The sequence below is a fragment of the Bradyrhizobium sp. SZCCHNRI20481 genome, from assembly GCF_032485055.1.
GTDB lineage: Bacteria > Pseudomonadota > Alphaproteobacteria > Rhizobiales > Xanthobacteraceae > Bradyrhizobium.
This window is the reverse complement of the sequence record NZ_JAUEUE010000009.1, coordinates 227,381-244,749: the sequence shown is the minus strand read 5'-3', so window position 1 is coordinate 244,749 and position 17,369 is coordinate 227,381. Positions and strand designations below refer to the sequence as shown.

16 protein-coding genes are annotated in these 17,369 nt (G+C 64.7%); 5 read left to right on the top strand and 11 right to left on the bottom strand.

Annotation, left to right across the window (positions count from 1 at the left end):
* Nucleotides 1–325: 325 nt before the first annotated feature.
* From QX132_RS16935 to QX132_RS16895, 9 genes are all read right to left on the bottom strand, one after another.
* Nucleotides 326–487 carry a hypothetical protein gene (locus tag QX132_RS16935; protein WP_315739007.1) on the bottom strand — a complete coding sequence of 54 codons (162 nt, stop codon included), beginning with the start codon at nt 485–487 and terminating at the stop codon, nt 326–328.
* Between the two features lie 169 nt (nt 488–656).
* Nucleotides 657–1,847: a CoA transferase gene (locus QX132_RS16930; RefSeq protein ID WP_315739006.1), complete on the bottom strand. Its 1,191-nt coding sequence runs from the start codon at nt 1,845–1,847 to the stop codon at nt 657–659.
* A 136-nt stretch (nt 1,848–1,983) separates the two neighbouring features.
* Nucleotides 1,984–3,204, bottom strand: coding sequence for a phenylacetate--CoA ligase family protein (locus QX132_RS16925; RefSeq protein WP_316162043.1), 1,221 nt, complete (start codon nt 3,202–3,204; stop codon nt 1,984–1,986).
* 126 nt (nt 3,205–3,330) lie between these two features.
* Nucleotides 3,331–4,170 carry an ABC transporter ATP-binding protein gene (locus tag QX132_RS16920; RefSeq protein WP_315739004.1) on the bottom strand — a complete coding sequence of 280 codons (840 nt, stop codon included), beginning with the start codon at nt 4,168–4,170 and terminating at the stop codon, nt 3,331–3,333.
* Nucleotides 4,171–4,312: 142 nt separating this feature from the next.
* A complete protein-coding gene (locus QX132_RS16915; RefSeq protein ID WP_316162042.1) occupies nt 4,313–5,599 on the bottom strand; it encodes an ABC transporter substrate-binding protein in 1,287 nt (428 codons plus the stop codon).
* Between the two features lie 58 nt (nt 5,600–5,657).
* Nucleotides 5,658–6,731, bottom strand: coding sequence for a branched-chain amino acid ABC transporter permease (locus QX132_RS16910; RefSeq protein WP_315759163.1), 1,074 nt, complete (start codon nt 6,729–6,731; stop codon nt 5,658–5,660).
* A 109-nt stretch (nt 6,732–6,840) separates the two neighbouring features.
* A complete protein-coding gene (locus QX132_RS16905; protein ID WP_315777068.1) occupies nt 6,841–7,734 on the bottom strand; it encodes a branched-chain amino acid ABC transporter permease in 894 nt (297 codons plus the stop codon).
* A 121-nt stretch (nt 7,735–7,855) separates the two neighbouring features.
* Complete coding sequence (locus QX132_RS16900) at nt 7,856–9,787, bottom strand: long-chain fatty acid--CoA ligase (protein ID WP_315796577.1); 1,932 nt, start codon at nt 9,785–9,787, stop codon at nt 7,856–7,858.
* On the bottom strand, nt 9,784–10,605 hold the full coding sequence (locus QX132_RS16895) for an ABC transporter ATP-binding protein (RefSeq protein ID WP_315712912.1): 822 nt from the start codon (nt 10,603–10,605) through the stop codon (nt 9,784–9,786). Before QX132_RS16895 ends, QX132_RS16900 begins: the two co-directional genes overlap by 4 nt.
* Nucleotides 10,606–10,935: 330 nt before the next feature.
* Between QX132_RS16895 and QX132_RS16890 the strand changes: the two genes are divergently transcribed.
* From QX132_RS16890 to QX132_RS16880, 3 genes are all read left to right on the top strand, one after another.
* A complete protein-coding gene (locus QX132_RS16890) occupies nt 10,936–11,610 on the top strand; it encodes a Crp/Fnr family transcriptional regulator (protein WP_315738997.1) in 675 nt (224 codons plus the stop codon).
* A gap of 132 nt (nt 11,611–11,742) precedes the next feature.
* Complete coding sequence (gene gmd, locus QX132_RS16885; protein WP_316162039.1) at nt 11,743–12,825, top strand: GDP-mannose 4,6-dehydratase; 1,083 nt, start codon at nt 11,743–11,745, stop codon at nt 12,823–12,825.
* On the top strand, nt 12,809–13,762 hold the full coding sequence (locus QX132_RS16880) for a GDP-L-fucose synthase (protein WP_316162038.1): 954 nt from the start codon (nt 12,809–12,811) through the stop codon (nt 13,760–13,762). Before gmd ends, QX132_RS16880 begins: the two co-directional genes overlap by 17 nt.
* Before the next feature lie 66 nt (nt 13,763–13,828).
* Here the strand turns inward: QX132_RS16880 and QX132_RS16875 are convergent, their stop codons facing one another.
* Nucleotides 13,829–14,746: an AraC family transcriptional regulator gene (locus QX132_RS16875; RefSeq protein WP_315739135.1), complete on the bottom strand. Its 918-nt coding sequence runs from the start codon at nt 14,744–14,746 to the stop codon at nt 13,829–13,831.
* A gap of 138 nt (nt 14,747–14,884) precedes the next feature.
* On the opposite strand from QX132_RS16875, the gene QX132_RS16870 reads away from it, so the two are divergent.
* Together QX132_RS16870 and QX132_RS16865 are read left to right on the top strand one after the other, a co-directional pair.
* Nucleotides 14,885–15,640 (top strand): SDR family NAD(P)-dependent oxidoreductase, encoded by a 756-nt coding sequence (locus QX132_RS16870; RefSeq protein WP_315738993.1) that lies wholly within the window; start codon nt 14,885–14,887, stop codon nt 15,638–15,640.
* A 25-nt stretch (nt 15,641–15,665) separates the two neighbouring features.
* Nucleotides 15,666–16,460: an N-acyl homoserine lactonase family protein gene (locus QX132_RS16865; protein WP_316162036.1), complete on the top strand. Its 795-nt coding sequence runs from the start codon at nt 15,666–15,668 to the stop codon at nt 16,458–16,460.
* 12 nt (nt 16,461–16,472) lie between these two features.
* Here QX132_RS16865 and QX132_RS16860 read toward each other — a convergent pair whose 3' ends face one another.
* The gene (locus QX132_RS16860; protein WP_316162035.1) at nt 16,473–17,315 is read right to left on the bottom strand and encodes a uroporphyrinogen-III synthase; all 843 of its coding nucleotides are present in this window, start codon (nt 17,313–17,315) and stop codon (nt 16,473–16,475) included.
* Nucleotides 17,316–17,369 lie beyond the last annotated feature (54 nt).

The window sequence follows — 17,369 nt, the reverse complement described above, 5'->3', positions numbered from 1 at the left end:
GTTGTTCGAATCGTTTCCGCGCTTCTCCAGAGGTTGTGTCTTTGCGATGACAGCATTTTAGGCAGAGCGGTGATAGGCTTCATTCATGGGCAGTTCTGAACTGCTCACGCGCGGTGCCTGATCTCTGGTCATCGCGCCCTGATGTTTCCTCCCGAGACGATCCCTTGCCCGGCGCTTGCGTCGGGCTTTTTTTTGCGTTCGGTGGATCAGAGTTCGCAGCTCATCCCGGTTGCGCCCCGAAATGAAAAAGCCTCCGTCCGGCTTCTCGGAAGGAGGCTTTGGGCAAAGGCGATGTAGGAAAGAGAGCGTGTGAACCGGAGGAAGGTCAATTGGCCTTCTCGGCCACCGGCATGTGGTACCAGTCGGACTCGTTGTCGAGCATCGTCTCGTCGAACGGCAGAGCGCCGGGGTGATTCAGAGCGGCTCCGTTGACGTCGCGCACGATGTTCATCGCCGTCAGAAACTCGTTCAACTCGGATGCGCTCATGACCCGCTACTCCTCACACGCACGGGCCCCGAGGGGGTCCGCGATCAACTGATGCGAAGAGATTAACGCGATCTTGCCTTGGCCTCAATCCGGCCAAGTCTGAAGTTCCAACGTGGTGACATCTGGGCCACAGCGGCGGGGTGCCGCAGCTTGGACATATTGCACCTGCTCACACGACGCGATGCAGTCGGAGATCGGCGATCTCGCCGTCGGTGAAGCCGAACTCGGACAGGATCTCCTCGGTCTGCTCGCCGAATTCCGGCGGCCGCGCCGCCATCCGGCTGGGCGTGCGCGACAAGGTGAAGGGCTGCGCCACCAGCGTGATGTCGCGGCCGTCGTCGTTCGGCACCGGCTGCGCCATGCCGAGATGCTTGACCTGCGGGTCCTCGAACATCTGATCGATCGCGTAGATCGGCCCGCACGGCACGCCCGCGGCATTCAGCTCGGCGACCCATTGCTCGCTCGTCTTGGCGAGCGTGCGTGCGTTGATCTCGGCGTTGAGCGCGTCGCGGTTCTTCGAACGCGCCGGTGCCGTCGCGTAGTCCGGATTGTCGATCCATTGGGAGGCACCGAGCGTCTGGCACAGCCGCTCCCAGATTCGGCCGCCGGTCGCGGCGATATTGATGTAGCCGTCGGAGGTCTTGAACACGCCGGTCGGGATGCTGGTCGGATGATTGTTGCCGGCCTGCGGCGCGACCTCCTTCTCCATCAGCCAGCGGGCGGCCTGGAAGTCGAGCATGAAGATCTGCGCCTGCAGCAGCGAGGTCTGGACCCACTGGCCCTCGCCGGAGACCTCGCGCTCGAGCAGCGCCGTGAGGATACCCATCGCGCAAGAGAGCCCTGCCGAGAGATCTGCGATCGGGATGCCCGCGCGCATCGGACCCTCGCCAGGTGCCCCGGTGATCGACATCAGCCCGCCCATGCCCTGCGCGATCTGGTCGAAACCGGGCCGCTTGGCATAGGGACCATCCTGGCCGAAGCCGGAGATGCTGCCATAGACGATGCGCGGATTGACCTTGCGCACCGCCTCATAGTCGATGCCGAGCTTGGTCTTGACGTCGGGCCGGTAGTTCTCGATCACGACGTCGGCTTTTTCGGCGAGCCGCATGAACACGTCGACGCCCTTCGGATCCTTCAGATTGAGCGTCATCGCGCGCTTGTTGCGATGCAGGTTCTGGAAGTCGGCGCCGCGGCGCGGGCCGCCAAGCGCTTCGCCGCCATCCTCCATCATGGCGTCGATCTTGATGACGTTGGCGCCCCAATCGGCGAACTGCCGCGCGCAGGTCGGGCCGGCGCGCACCCGCGTCAAATCGAGCACCGTGAAGCGGGACAGGGCTTTGGACGCGCGCGGGAAGGCCATGCGGACGAACTCCGAGAGAGGCGACATGGCTGTATAGGAGAGCGCGCGCAGCGCGACAATTGCGCGGACAGCGGTGCGTGCCGCGCTGCTCATGCCGCTGGTGCAGGGCTTCTACTTGAGCGGAACTTGCGCGCGCTCACCGCTCGTCGGCGATCACTTTGCCATCGTTGGGCAGCGTGCCTGGCGCGACCAGCTCGACTTGGCCGCTGAGCTTGGTGACGCTGCGCAGGCTGGCGGCCAGCGCCTCTTGCAGGTCGGCTGCGGGCGCCGCGCACTCGGCCTTCAGCGTCATCGCATCGGTCTCGCCGGCGCGGCTGACGACCAGCCGGAGGCGGCCGAACTCCGGATGGCGCTTGCCGATCTCGGCCACCTGCTCGGGGCGCACGAACATGCCCTTGATCTTCGTGGTCTGGTCGGCGCGCCCCATCCAGCCCTTGATCCGCATGTTGGTGCGGCCACACGGACTGAGACCCGGGAGGCCGGCGGTGAGATCGCCGAGTGCCAGGCGAATCCAAGGATGGTGGGGATCGAGCGAGGTGACGACGATCTCGCCGACATCGCCCTCCTGGACCGGATCGCCGGTGCCGGGCCGGACGATCTCGAAGATCAGGTCCTCGTTGACCACCATGCCCTCGCGTGCAGCGGTCTCGTAGGCGATGATGCCGAGATCGGCGGTGCCGAACGCCTGATAGGCGTCGATGCCGCGGGCCTTGATCTCGGCCTGCAGTGATGGCGGGAACGCCGCGCCCGACACCAGCGCGCGCTTGAGCGAGGAGACGTCGCGACCGGCGCTGGCGGCAGCATCGAGCAGGATCTTCAGGAAGTCCGGCGTGCCGCTGTAGCCGATCGGCCGGTAGGCCTCGATCAGCTCGAACTGCGCCTCGGTGTTCCCTGGCCCCGCCGGGATCACGGCGCAGCCGAGCGCGCGCGCCGAGGCATCGAAGATGAAGCCGCCCGGCGTCAGATGATAGCTGAAGGTGTTGAGCACGACATCGCCACTGCGGAAGCCCGAGGCGAACAGCGCGCGGGCGCCGCGCCAGGGATCGTTGTGCGCGGCCTCCGGCTCGAAGATCGGGCCGGGTGAGGTGAACAGGCGCGAGAACGCACCGGGCGTCTGCGCGACGAAGCCGCCGAATGGCGGCGCCGCCTTGTGCAGCGCCGGCAGCTCGGACTTGCGCAGCACCGGCAACTGCGCCAGCGCGGCGCGCGTCGTGATGTCCTGGGGATCGATGCCCTGCAGCAGCGCGGCATAGGCCGGCGCCTTCATCGCCGCGTGCAGCACGTCGGGCAGGCGGCCGAACAGATCCTGCTCGCGGGCTGCGGGATCACGGGTTTCGAGGGCGTCGTAGTGGGTCATCGTACCCAGTCCTTGAATCTTGCGGTCGTCATGCCCGGGCTTGTCCCGCGCATCCACGTCGTTCGTCGTTGCGGCTCGCGCGTGGATGGCCGGGTCAAGCCCGGCCATGACGAGGAGAGAGTTCGGCTACAGCCACCGCTTCCGCCGCTTGAAGCTCTTCAGGTTCTTGAAGCTCTTGCGCTGGTCGCCGGCGCCGCCGAGGTAGAACTCCTTGACGTCCTCATTGTCGCGCAAGCTGTCGGCGGTGCCGTCGAGCACCACCTTGCCCTGTTCCATGATGTAGCCGTGGCTGGCGACCGACAGCGCCGCGCGCGCGTTCTGTTCGACCAGCAGGATGGTGACGCCGAGATCGCGGTTGATCTCCTTGATGATCGCGAACACCTCCTTGACCAGCAGCGGCGACAGGCCCATCGACGGTTCGTCCATCAGGATCATCTTCGGCCGTGCCATCAGCGCCCGTCCGATCGCCAGCATCTGCTGCTCGCCGCCGGAGAGATAGCCCGCGAGGCCGGTGCGCTCCTTCAGCCGCGGGAAATAGTTGAACACCATCTCGATGTCGCTGTTGACCTCGCGATCGCTGCGCGTGAAGGCGCCGAGCTTGAGGTTCTCCAGCGAGGTCATGTCGGAGACGATGCGGCGTCCTTCCATCACCTGGAAGATGCCGCGACGGACGATCTTCTCCGGATCGATGCCGTCGATGCGCGCGCCGTCGAACATGATCTCGCCGCGCGTGACCTCGCCGTCCTCGGTCTTCAGCAGGCCAGAGATCGCCTTCAAGGTCGTCGACTTGCCCGCGCCGTTGGCGCCGAGCAGCGCGACGATCGCCCCCTTGGGCACGTCGAGGCTGAGGCCGCGCAGCACCAGGATGACGTCGTCATAGACGACCTCGATGTTGCGGACGGAGAGCAGGGGGGCGGGTGCCCCAGCAGTTGCGGCCGTCCGCAGATTTTCCAGTGTATCGGTCATGGCGACACTCTATCCGTCGTCATGCCCGGGCTTGACCCGGGCATCCACGCCTATCAGCGTGTGAAGCAAGACGTGGATGGCCGGGAGATTGTGCAAAGACGCGCTTCGCGCTTCTGCCCGGCCATGGCGCTGGTGTAAGGAACTACCACCCAGCCCATTCGGCTTTGCGCGGCAGCTCGATGGTCTTCACCTTCTCGAGCTTGATCACGCCCTTGGCCATGAGCTCGTTGAGGTCGCCATCCGTCGGACCCGTCACGCGCGCGCGATAGAGGTCGACTTTCATGGTGCCGCGGTGGTCCTTCTCGGTCCAGGTCGAGGGGCTGCAGACGCCTTCCATCCCTGCGGGCACCCAGTCCTTCTTCTGGTAGAAGCCCTTGGCGACGTTCTCGCCGGTGGCGCCGCCGTTCTTCGCAGCCCACTCGATCGCCTCCTTCATGTAGAGCGACGAGCAGACTGCGGCGACGTAGTGCACCGGGCGGTAGACCTTGCCGGTCGGGTCGGACATCTTCGAGATTTCCTGCACCGTCTTCATGCCCGGCGCATCGCCGCCCCAGGCCACCGAGGTGCGCAGCGGAAAGACGACGCCGTTGGCGGCATCGCCCGCGGTCTTGGCGGCGTTCTCGTCCATGCCCCAGACGTTGGACAGGAACTGCACCTCGACGCCGGCATTCTTGCAGGCCTTCATCACCGAGATGTCGGAGGCCGCGGTGTTGCCCAGATAGGCGTAGTTGGCGCCGGAGCTCTTCAGGCTCAGGCACTGCGCGCTGTAGTCGCCGGGCGCCAGCGCGAACACCAGCGGCGGCAGCACCTCGAAGCCGAGCTCGGTGGCGAGCGCTTCGCCCGCGGCCTTCGGCGCGTTGGGATAGGGGTGGTTGGCGCCCATGTGGACGAACTTCGGCTTGCCCGGCTTGCCCTTGGTCTTCCAGTCCTCGGCCGCCCAGGTCAGCTCGGCGCGCAGCGCATCCGAGTAGCTCGGGCCGTAGAAGAAATTGTACGGCGCCGGCTTCGCCTTGCCGCTGGTGCCCTCGGGATCGGTCAGCGCGGCGGCGTAGGAGCCCGACATGTCCGGGATCTTGTCGTTGGCGAGGAAGCCGGTCAGCGCCTCGGTGTCGGCGGTGCCCCAGCCCATGATCGCCGCGACCTTGTTGTCCGGCGCCGACCACTTCTTGTACAGCGCGATCGCGCGCGGCACCTGGTAGCCATAGTCGTTGCTATCGACCGCGAGCTGCTTGCCGCCGATGCCGCCATTCTTGTTGACCCAGGCGAAGGTGTCGACGACGGCCTGGCCATAGGGTGTACCGACGTCGGACGTGCCGCCCGACAGATCCTGCAGATGGCCGATCGCGATCTGCTGCGCCTGCGCCGTTGAAGCGAAGGCGCCTGCGAGCAGCGCGAGAGCCGCCGAGCCCAGCAATGATTTCATCGTCATAGTGCTTCCTCCTGTGGTGCGTTCGGGCCGGATTGTCGCCGGTCCCTGTTGGTTGAGTTCAATGTGAGAACGGATAGAGCTTCCAGTATGTCTTGATCTGTCGCCAGCGATGCGCCAGCCCGTCCGGCTCGAACATCAGGAAGGCGATGATGATCAGGCCGATTGCGATCTCGCGCAAAAAAGTGATGTTGTTGTTGAGCGCGAGCGCCTTGTCGATGGCACTGCCCTTCAGATTGTGGCTGAGCCACTCCATCGATTCCGGCAGCAGCACGACGAACGCGGTCCCCATCAATGTGCCCATGACCGATCCGGTGCCGCCGATGATGATCATGGCCAGGAAGAGGATCGAGCGCTCGATGCCGAAACCCTCCTGCGAGATCACGAGCTGGTAATGCGCGTAGAGCGCGCCCGCGATGCCGGCGAAGAAGGCGGCGAGGCCGAACGAGAGCGTGCGATATTTGGTCAGGTTGATGCCCATGATCTCGGCGGAGAGATAATGGTCGCGGATCGCGATCAGTGCGCGGCCGTCGCGGGTGCGCATCAGGTTGGTGACCAGGAGGTAGCAGACCACGACATAGGCCAGTACGACATAGAAATATTGCCGGTCGCCACGCAGCGTGTAGCCTAGAATCGAGAACGGATTGGCCGAGGCCGGCACCGAGCCGCCGGAGAACCACTCGGCGCGCGAGAAGAAGTCGAGCAGGATGTATTGCGCGGCGAGGGTGGCGATGACGAGATAGAGCCCCTTCAGCCGCGCCGCCGGTAGGCCGAAAATCAGCCCGACGAGGGCCGTGATCACGCCCGCGAGCGGGATCGCGAAGAACACCGGGATGGCATAGGTGTTGTTGATGTAGGCCGAGGTGAAGGCACCGAGCAGGAAGAAGCCTGCCTGGCCGATCGAGATCTGGCCGGTGAAGCCGACCAGAATATTGAGGCCGAGGGCCGCGATCGCAAAGATGCCGATCTGGATCGAGACCGACAGCCAGTATTCGGAGAACACCTGCGGCGCGAAGCACAACAGGATCACGCCCGCAATCGCGAAATTGCGGCTGGTTCTGGTCGGGAAGATCGTGGTGTCGGCCGCGTAGGAGGTGCGGAAGTCACCGGCGGGGATGGTGGAACGTGCGACCATGGCGGGCTCTATCTCGCCTGAGGCTTGAATTGCGTCATGGGCTCGCCCTTCTTTTTTGTTTGAGCATGATCGTTACCGAAAACCGGCCTCCACTTTTCGGCGATCATGCTCATATCCGCTCGATGTCTTTGGTGCCGAACAGGCCATAGGGCTTGATCATCAGGATGATGATCAGGACGTAGAACGGCGCGATCTCGTAGAGATTGCCCCAGTGCAGATACTGGCTGTCGACATATTGCGCGATGTTCTCCAAGAGGCCGATGATGATGCCGCCGAGCACGGCGCCGCCGACGGAGTCGAGGCCGCCAAGGATCGCCGCCGGAAACACCTTGATGCCGTAGGCCGACAGGCCGGAGGAGACGCCGTTGACCACGGCGACGACGACGCCGGCCACGGCGGAGACAGTCGCCGAGATCGCCCAGGCCATCGCGAACACGTTCTTCACGGAGATGCCGAGCGACTGCGCGACCTGCTGGTTGAAGGCGGTGGCCCGCATCGCAAGGCCGTATTTGGAAGCCTTGAAGAACCACGCCATGCCAAGCATCATCAGGACCGACACCACGAGGCTCATGACGTAGACCGTTTGGATTTGCAGTCCGAACAGGTCGACGGACGTGCTGGCGAACACCGGCGGGAACGGCTGCGGGTTGACGCCGAACATCCATTTCAGCGCCGCCTGGAATACGGTCGACAGACCGATCGTGACCATGATGACGGAGATGATGGGCTCGCCGATCATCGGCCGGAGGATCACGACCTGGATCGCGATGCCGAACGCGAACATGAAGACCAGCGTGAGCGGCATGCCCACCCAGAACGGCACTTGATATTTCGTCAGCAATGCCCAGCACACCCAGGCGCCGATCAGGAGCAGCTCGCCTTGCGCGAAATTGACGACCTGCGTCGCCTTGTAGATCAGCACAAACGACATCGCGACCACGCCGTAGAGCGTGCCGACCACGAGGCCGTTGACGAGGAGTTGGAGGAGGAAGGCGGTGTTCATGATCGGTCTCACTCGTCATCGCCGGGCTTGACCCGGCGATCCATCGCATCAGAGATCTTCCCAATAGGATGGATGCGCGGGTCGAGCCCGCGCATGACGATCTCATGTGACGGAAGACTCATCACTCCGCGGCCTCCGCCATGGGTCCATGGCCGCCGAGGTCGACGACCTTCAGCGTGGTGCGGATGCGCTGGGTGGTGCCGTCCTGGAAGCGGATGATGGTGTCCACCGGGATGTCCGGCTTGCCGCCATAGATTCCGTCGATGATGCCGGCGTATTTCTCGTTGATGACGCTGCGGCGGACTTTGCGGGTGCGGGTCAGCTCGCCGTCGTCGGCGTCGAGCTCCTTGTAGAGCAGGAGGAAGCGGGCGATGCGCTGCGCCGGGGGCAAGGTCGCGTTGACCGTTTCCACTTCCCGCTGCAGCAGCGCATAGACCTCGTTGCGCGAGGCGAGATCGGAGTAGGTGGTGAACGCGATGCGGTTCTTCTCCGCCCATTTCGAGATGATCGAGTAGCGGATGCAGATCATCGCCGCCAGATGCTCGCGGCCGGCACCGAGCACGACGGCTTCCGCAATGTAGGGCGAGAATTTCAGCTTGTTCTCGATATATTGCGGCGAGAAGCGTTCGCCGCGTGCGGTCTCGGCGAGATCCTTGATGCGGTCGATGACGACGAGCTGCTTCTCTCGGTTGAAATAGCCGGCATCGCCCGAGTGCATCCAACCGTCCTTGACGTCGGCGGTCGAGGCCTCCGGGTTCTTGTAGTAGCCCAAGAACATGTTCGGGTGGCGCACCAGGATCTCGCCGATGCCCTGGCTGTCGGGCTGGTCGATCTTGATCTCGATGTCCTGGGACATCGGCACGCCGGTCGTGTCGGGATCGACCTTGTCGTCGGGGTGCAGCGTGTAGGCCCCGAGCAGCTCGGTCTGGCCGTAGAGCGTGCGCAGGGGCACGCCCATGGCGCGGAAGAACTTGAACGTGTCGGGCCCGAGCGCGGCGCCGCCGGTGGCGGCCGAGCGTAGCCGGGTGAAGCCGAGCCGGTCGCGCAGCGCACGGAACAGCAGCAGATCGGCAAAGCTCGAATGCTGACCCTTCTCCAGCGCGGCGAGGCCGGTCGACATGCCCAGATGATAGAGCCGCTGCTTCAGCGGCGAGGCGTCCATGACGGCGGCACGAACGTCGGCCGCGATCTGCTCCCACACCCTTGGTGCGAACAGCACGAAGGTCGGCGCGATCTCGCGGAAGTCGTTCATCATCGTATCCGGCTCTTCGACGAAGTTGACCTTCATCCGGCAGAGCAGACCTTTGCCGAGCACATAGACCTGTTCCATGATCCAGGGCAGCGGCAGCACCGAGACGTATTCATCGTTGGGGCCCTTGGGATCGAAGCTGAGATAGGTGGCGCAGTGTTTCAGCACGCGCGCCGCCGAGAGCATCGCGAGCTTGGGATGCGATGTCGTGCCCGAGGTGGTGCAGAGGATCGCGACGTCATCGCCATTTGTCGCATCGACCATGTGGTCGTAGAGGCCGGGCTCGCGCGCCGCTCTGTTGCGGCCGAGCTCGGCGAGCTTGTCGGCCGGCAGCAGCCGGGGATCGTCATATTTGCGCATGCCGCGCGGATCGGAATAGACGATGTGCTTGAGCACCGGCACGCGGTCGGCGAGGTTCAAGAGCTTGTCGACCTGCTCCTCGTCCTCGGCGAAGACCAGCCGCGCCTCGCCATAGTTCAAGAGATAGGCCGCCTCGTCATCGAGCACGTCGCGATAGAGGCCCAGGCTCAAGGCCCGGATCGCGTGGGTCGCGATTTCGGCCGCGACCCAGTCCGGCCGGTTGTCGCCGATGATTCCGATCACATCGTCCTTGCCGAGCCCGAGCTCGACCATGCCGAGCGCGAAGTCGCGCACCCGCGCCTGGTAGTCGACCCAGGTGAAGGTCCTCCACAGCCCGAGATTCTTCTCGCGCAGCGCAATCTCCTTGCCGTGCTCGCTTGCATTGAGGCGCAGCAGCTTCGGATAGGTGTCGGCCTGCCGGACGCGCCCTGCATAGTCCATCATGCCGCGTCCTCCGCGATGGACGGCGCCTCGTCGGGATCGACCAGCAGCTCGTCCTCCTCGCCGAGATAGGCGCGCTTGACGTGGGGATCGGCGAGCACGGCGGCCGGGTCGCCTTCGGCGATCTTGCGGCCGAAATCGAGCACCATGACGCGATGGGAGATGTCCATGACCACGCCCATGTCGTGCTCGATCATCACGACCGTCATGCCGAATTCCTCGTTGAGGTCGACGATGTAGCGCGCCATGTCCTCCTTCTCCTCGAAGTTCATGCCGGCCATCGGCTCGTCGAGAAGGATGAGATGTGGCTCGAGCGCCATCGCGCGCGCCAGCTCGACGCGCTTGCGCAAACCGTAGGAGAGGGTGCCGGCCGGCGCCTTGCGCACCGACTGCAGGTCGAGGAAGTCGATGATCTGCTCGACCTTCTCCCGATGCTTCAACTCCTCCCGCCGTGCGCCGGTGAGCCAGTAGAGCGAGCCGGTGAGGAAGTTGTTCTTCAAGAGGTGATGCCGCCCGACCATGATGTTGTCGAGCACGCTCATGTGGTGGAACAGCGCGAGGTTCTGGAAGGTGCGGCCGATGCCGATGTTGGCGCGCGCGCTCGGCGGCAGGCCGGTGATGTCGCGGCCGCGATGGAACAGGCGGCCTTCGGTCGGCTTGTAGCGGCCGGAGATGCAGTTGACGATCGAGGTCTTGCCGGCGCCGTTGGGGCCGATGATCGAGAACAGCTCGCCTTCGCGCACGCCGAAGCTGACGTCGGTCAGGGCTCTCACCCCACCGAAACGCAGCGAGACTCCGCGCGCTTCCAACGTATAGTCCAAGTCGTCCTCCCGAACTGTCTTCGGCGCTTGGTGCGCTCTTCAGGCATTGTGTCGTGCGACGTTGAGTTCGTCGCATCGGTTGCAATCCTATCCCGGGCATCGGTTCCGCGCCATCCGACGAATGACGGGCCACCCGAGCGGGTGCATTTTGCCGCATCTCAGGCGCGCGTCATCCCGTCCCAGGATGCGCGAGTCGAAGGCGGTGGTCCTCGATAGGGGAAAGCGCTATCAGGAACTGTCTTGCGCCTGACATTTCCCAGGCAAATTTCACCGCAGGATTGTTGCGATGCAATATGATCGCCGCGAGCTTCGACGAGACGAGATGACGGCTTGATCTCTTCCGATACCCTTCTGCGCATCGCGCCATGGTCCTGCCATTTGAAGCCCGAGGAAATCGACACCGCCTCGTCCGGCATCGTCGAGCGTTCCTATGCGGCCAACGAGCACATCTTCGTTCGCGGCGACCCGTTCGAATACTGGACCGGCATCGTCACCGGTTTGGCACGCATGAGCACGGTGTCGCGCGGCGGCAAGGCCACGACCTTCGCCGGCATGTCGGCAGGCGCCTGGTTCGGCGAGGGCAGCGTGCTGAAGAACGAGCCGCGCCGCTATGACGTCGTGGCACTGCGCGATACGCGCGTCGCGCTGATGGAGCGGCCGACCTTCATGTGGCTGTTCGAGAACAGCGTCGGCTTCAACCGATTCCTCGTCACCCAGCTCAACGAGCGGCTCGGCCAGTTCATCGGCCTGGTCGAGGTCGGCCGCACGCTGGATGCGACGGCGCGGCTCGCCCGCAGCATCGCTTCGCTGTTCAACCCGATCCTCTACCCGAATACGACCCGTCACCTGGAGATCACCCAGGAGGAGATCGGAGCGCTCTCGGGCCTGTCGCGGCAGAATGCCAATCAATGCCTGAAGACGCTGGAGCGCGAAGGCCTGCTGCGCGTGGAATATGGCGGAGTGACGGTCATCGATCTCGACAGCCTGCGCTGTTACGGGGATTAGATTCCGCTTTTCGCAGGCCCCTTCAGGGTCTATCCGGCGCTGGTTCGTCGTTGAGCTTGACCCGCGGCCTCGGCTGTGGACTGCTCACCGGGAACTCCGGCCTTGAAGGGCCGAGACGGTGTTGGAGTGAGTATGGCGGGGCAGGATTGCAGCGGTCGCGTGGCGCTGATTACGGGCGTCACCGGCCAGGATGGCGCTTATTTGGCCGAATATCTGCTCGGCCTCGGCTACACCGTGCACGGCATCAAGCGGCGGTCGTCATCCTTCAATACCGCGCGGGTCGATCATCTTTACCAGGATCCGCACGAAGGCAACGTGCCGTTCCTGCTGCATTACGGCGACATGACCGATTCCACCAACCTGATCCGGCTGGTGCAGCAGATCCGCCCCGACGAGATCTACAATCTCGCCGCCCAGAGCCATGTCGGCGTCAGCTTCGAGAGCCCGGAATACACGGCCAATGCCGATGCGCTCGGGGTTCTGCGCTTGTTGGAAGCCATTCGCATTCTCGGCATGGAGAAGCAGACGCGCTTCTACCAGGCCTCGACCTCGGAGCTGTACGGTCTGGTGCAGGAGATCCCGCAGCGGGAGACCACGCCGTTCTATCCGCGCTCGCCCTACGGCTGCGCCAAGCTCTATGGCTACTGGATCACCGTGAACTATCGCGAGGCCTATGGGATGTTCGCCTGCAACGGCATCCTGTTCAACCATGAGAGCCCGATCCGTGGCGAAACCTTCGTGACCCGCAAGATCACCCGCGGCGTCGCCCGCATCGAGATCGGCCTGGAGGAGACGATCTATCTCGGCAATCTCGAGGCCAAGCGCGACTGGGGCCATGCCCGCGACTATGTCGAGGGCATGCATCGTATCCTGCAGGCCGATACGCCCGACGATTTTGTGCTGGCGACCGGTGAGACCCATTCGGTGCGCGAGCTGGTCGAGCTCGCCTTCGCCGAGGTCGATCGCCGCATCGAATGGCGCGGCGAGGGCGTCGAGGAGACCGGGATCGACGCTAAGTCCGGCAAGGCGGTGGTGCGGATCGACCCGACCTATTTCCGCCCGACCGAGGTCGACCTCTTGATCGGCGATTGCAGCAAGGCGCGCGACAAGCTCGGATGGAAACCGAGGACGAGCTTCGCCGAGCTGGTCAAGGAAATGGTCGCCAGCGATCTATGCGCCGCGCGGCGGGAGGCGAGCATTGGCAACGCCGTTTGATCTCGGCGGCAAGCGTGTCTTCGTCGCGGGCCATCGCGGCATGGTCGGCAGCGCGCTGGTGCGGCGGCTGGCGAGCGAAGGCGTCGAGCTGCTGACGGTGCCGCGCAGCGAGGTCGATCTGCGCGACCAGGCGGCGGTGTTCGCATGGTTCGCGCGCGCCAGGCCGCAGGTCGTGTTCCTCGCTGCGGCGAAGGTCGGCGGCATCGTCGCCAACAACACGCTGCGCGCCGAGTTCATTTACGACAACATCGCGATTGCTGCCAATGTCATCCACGCCGCGCACCTGAACGGCGCCGAGAAGCTGATGTTTCTCGGCTCGTCCTGCATCTATCCCAAGCTCGCCCCGCAGCCGTTGCGCGAGGACGCCATGCTGACCGGGCCGCTGGAGCCGACCAATGAGCCCTATGCGATCGCCAAGATCGCCGGCATCAAGATGGTCGAGGCCTATCGCAGCCAGTACGGGGCCGACTTCATCAACGTGATGCCGACCAATCTCTATGGTCCCGGCGACAACTACCATCCTGAATACAGCCACGTCGTCGCGGCGCTGATCCGCCGCTTCCACGAGGCCAGGCTTGCGGGTGCCGGCGAGGTCGTGGTCTGGGGCACCGGCACGCCGCGCCGCGAATTCCTTTATGTCGACGACATGGCGGATGCCTGCGTGCATCTGATGAAGACCTATTCGGATTCGGAGCTGGTCAACATCGGCACCGGCGAGGACATCACGATCGCCGATTTCGCACGCGTCGTTGCAGCGGCCGTCGGCTACACAGGAGCCATCGGCTTCGATACCTCGAGGCCCGACGGCACGCCGCGCAAGTTGCTCGACGTGTCGCGGCTCGCGAAGCTCGGCTGGCGCGCCACGACCTCGCTTCATGACGGCATCGCGCGCGCGTATCAGTCGTTCCTCACGGAGACGGGGCACGGCGCAGCGTAACGTCCGTCCTTGCGAAGCCGTCCAGAATCGAACGCGAGACGCTGACTTGCTCCGCCGCAAACCCTGTCATTCGGCCGCGCGTCCCTCGGCGGCTCCTTGCACAGCCCCTATCTTGCTGCGCACCGCCTTGATCTCGCGCACCGGCGACGAGCCGAACATCCGGCCGTATTCGCGCGTGAACTGCGGCACACTCTCATAGCCGACGGCAAAGGCCGCGCTGCCTGCGGTCATGCCCTCCGCCAGCATAAGCCGTCGCGCCTCGATCAACCGAAGCTGCTTCTGGAACTGGAGCGGCGACAGTGAGGTGAGGCTGCGGAAGTGCTGGTGGAATGACGACGGGCTCATGCCCGCGACGGCCGCCAATTGCTCGACCCGCAAGGGCCGTGCAAACTCGGTGCGCAGCACGGCCACTGCGCGTGCGATACGCTGCGCGTGGCCATCCGGCCAGCCGAGACGACGGATCGCCGTTCCATGCCGGCCGGTCAACAGCCAGTAGTGCATCTCGCGCAACAACTGTCCCCGCAGCACCGGTATCGATTCCGGACGATCGAGCAAGCGCATCAGACGTAGTGCAGCGTCGGCCACCTCGCGATCGGTCGGGTCGACTCGGACCGGCGCCTGGTCGTCTCCGCCGGCGTCATCCATCTGTGCCGAGAGATCGGTGAGAATCGCCGGGTCGAGCTCGAGCACGAGCGAGAGATAGGGCGCCGCGATGCTTGCGCGCGTGATCTGGCTGACGGTCGGCACGTCGGCCGTGATCAACAGCGAATCCCCAGCGGAAAAGCCGAAGCCCTGGCCGCCCATCGTGACATGCTTGCTCCCCTGCACGACGAGGCAGACCAGCGGCCGCGAGATCGCGTAGAGGAGGCCGCTGGGCGCGGTCGCCCGTACGGTCATCAGGCCCGGGATTGGTGTTTGGCCAATACCGGCACCGTCGGCATGGGCTTCGGCGTGGCGGCCCACGGCGTGAAGGAGCGTGCTCATCATGGTCCGAGCCTAATCGGTCGACGCCGGCGATGCACCGCATTTTGGAGGATTAGGCAAGAAGCGGCGAGCTTCCGGCAACAAAGGCGCGCGCGCCTGGTCGATATCGGGGTGGTCAAGACCGCAGGAGTTCAGACCATGACCAAGATTGCTCTCGTGACCGGTTCGAGCCGAGGCCTCGGCCGCAACGCCGCGCTCAACATCGCCCGCCGCGGTGGCGACGTCGTCCTCACCTACCAGTCCAGAGTGGACGACGCTCACGCGGTCATGGCGGAGATCGCTGCGCTGGGCCGCAAGGCTGTCGCCTTGCAACTGGACACCGGTGACGTCGCAGGTTTCATGTCGTTTGCCGAGCGGCTGCGGACCGCGTTGCGCGAGACCTGGGGCCGAGAGACGTTTGACCATCTCGTCAACAATGCCGGCCATGGCGACTATGCCTTGATCGGCCAGACCACTGAGGCGCAATTCGATCGCCTGGTCGACGTCCATTTCAAGGGCGTCTATTTCCTGACGCAGACATTGCTGCCATTGCTCGCCGATGGCGGCCGCATCGTCAACCTGTCCTCCGGCCTGACCCGTACGTCGTTTCCCGGTTACGCCGCCTATGCGGCGGTCAAAGGCGCGGTCGAGGTGCTGACCCGTTACATGGCGAAGGAATTGGGGGGCCGCGGGATCGCGGTCAACACGGTGGCGCCCGGCGCGATCGAGACCGATTTCGGCGGCGGGGTGGTTCGCGACAATCCCGAGATCAACAAGGTGTTTGCGGACATCACCGCGCTCGGCCGCGCCGGCCTGCCCGACGACATCGGGCCGATGATCGCGAGCCTGCTGTCGGAGGACAATCGCTGGGTCAACGCGCAGCGGATCGAAGTCTCGGGTGGACAAGGCATCTGAGACGAGCAAATCCGGGAGATCTCCCATGTCAGTTTCAGCAGGACCCGCCGGCACCATCGATCGGCTCTACGTGCTGGATGCCGGGCTCGCGGTCGCGCCAGATCGATCGGTCTATACGCCAGGACAGTGGGAGGGCGAACAGGTCACGTTGAGCTGCAATGCCTACCTGATCCGTCGTGGCGGCGCCTGGATCATGTGGGACACGGGCATCGAGGATACGATCGCAGAGGAGGCCGGCGGCCGGATCATCGCCCACGGCATCAGGGGCGTCGTTGCGCGCCCGATCGTCAGCCAACTCGCCGATATCGGACTTGTGCCCGAGGATGTGGCGACGGTCATTCTGTCTCATGCGCATTTCGACCATGTCGGCAATGCGCGGCTGTTCGCGCATGCCACGTGGCACATCCAGCGGGACGAGCATCGGGCGATGTTCGGTCCCGACTATCGACAGCATGGCTATGTGCCTTTGCTTTACGAATGCCTGAGGCAGGCAAAGGTCGAACTGATGGACGGAGACCATGACATGTTCGGTGATGGTTCGATCCGTGTGATCGCGACCTCAGGACATACGCCAGGGCACAGTTCGCTGCTGGTCCGGCTCGCGAACACCGGGCCGATCCTGCTGTCAGGCGACGTTGCGCATGACCGCTACAACATGGAGCATCGCCGCGTGCCGACCATGAACGCCGATGCGGAGCAGTCGCAACGATCGATGGCGCGCGTCGATGCCGTCGTTCGGGCCGAGGGGGCGCAGCTCTGGATCAACCACGATATCGTGCAGAATGCGACGATCGCACACGCGCCGTTCTACTTCGATTGAGTTCCGGGCCGTTCAGCTCGTCGCCGTCCGCGGCGGCTTTCCACTGAGCGCCACCGCCATGGCCGAGATCAGCGGTTTCATGAAATAGGCCTCGCCCGCGGGCGTGATCGTCGGCGCAACGCCATGGGCATGCAGCTCCTCGGTGACCACAGGCCCCACGGAGGCGATCGGCGTGCGCGCCAGTCCCTGGCGCAGGCGGTCTTCGACGCCGTGCGCCCTGGCGACGTCGAACAGCCGCCGCGGCTGGCCCGAGCTCGTCAGCGCGATCGCATCGACATGGCCGGCGATCATCTCGTCGATCGCGATGAGGATGTTCGCATCCGCCGCCTTGGCGTCGTAGACGTAGGGCAGCACCGGATCGACCTCGGCGCCCGCGGCCGCGATGGCGCCGATCAGCGCCGCATGATCCTTGTCGGGATAGAGCTGGAGGCCGAGCCGGTGGCCTTTGAGGTCGAAGCGCGCCAACAATTCGGCGACGCCTTCCGACGTCGGCTTCTCGGTCGTGACCTGCGGCTCGAGCCCGAGCTCGCGCAAGGCGCGGCCCGGCTTGGGGCCGCGGGTGAACTTGCGGGCCTTGCGAAGCGCCGCGATGAATTCGGTCTCGAGCCCGATTCTCCGCACCACCGTCATCAACCGCCGCAGACCTTCGCCGGTCATCAGCACGAGATCATCCAACGGCCGCTCGATGCAGCGGCGGATCCAGGCCTCGATCGGCGCGGGGTCCGGCGCATCCTGGATCGTGAACATCGGACATTGCAGCACGTCGGCGCCTTGCTCGGCGAGCAGCCGCGAGAACTGCGCCTCCTCGCGGGTTTCCAGGATCAGGATGCGGTTGCCGGTCAGCCTGTCAGCCATGGCGATGCTCGAAGTTTGAGAGTTGATGTTTTGTTCATCCTGCCCCCGCGCCGA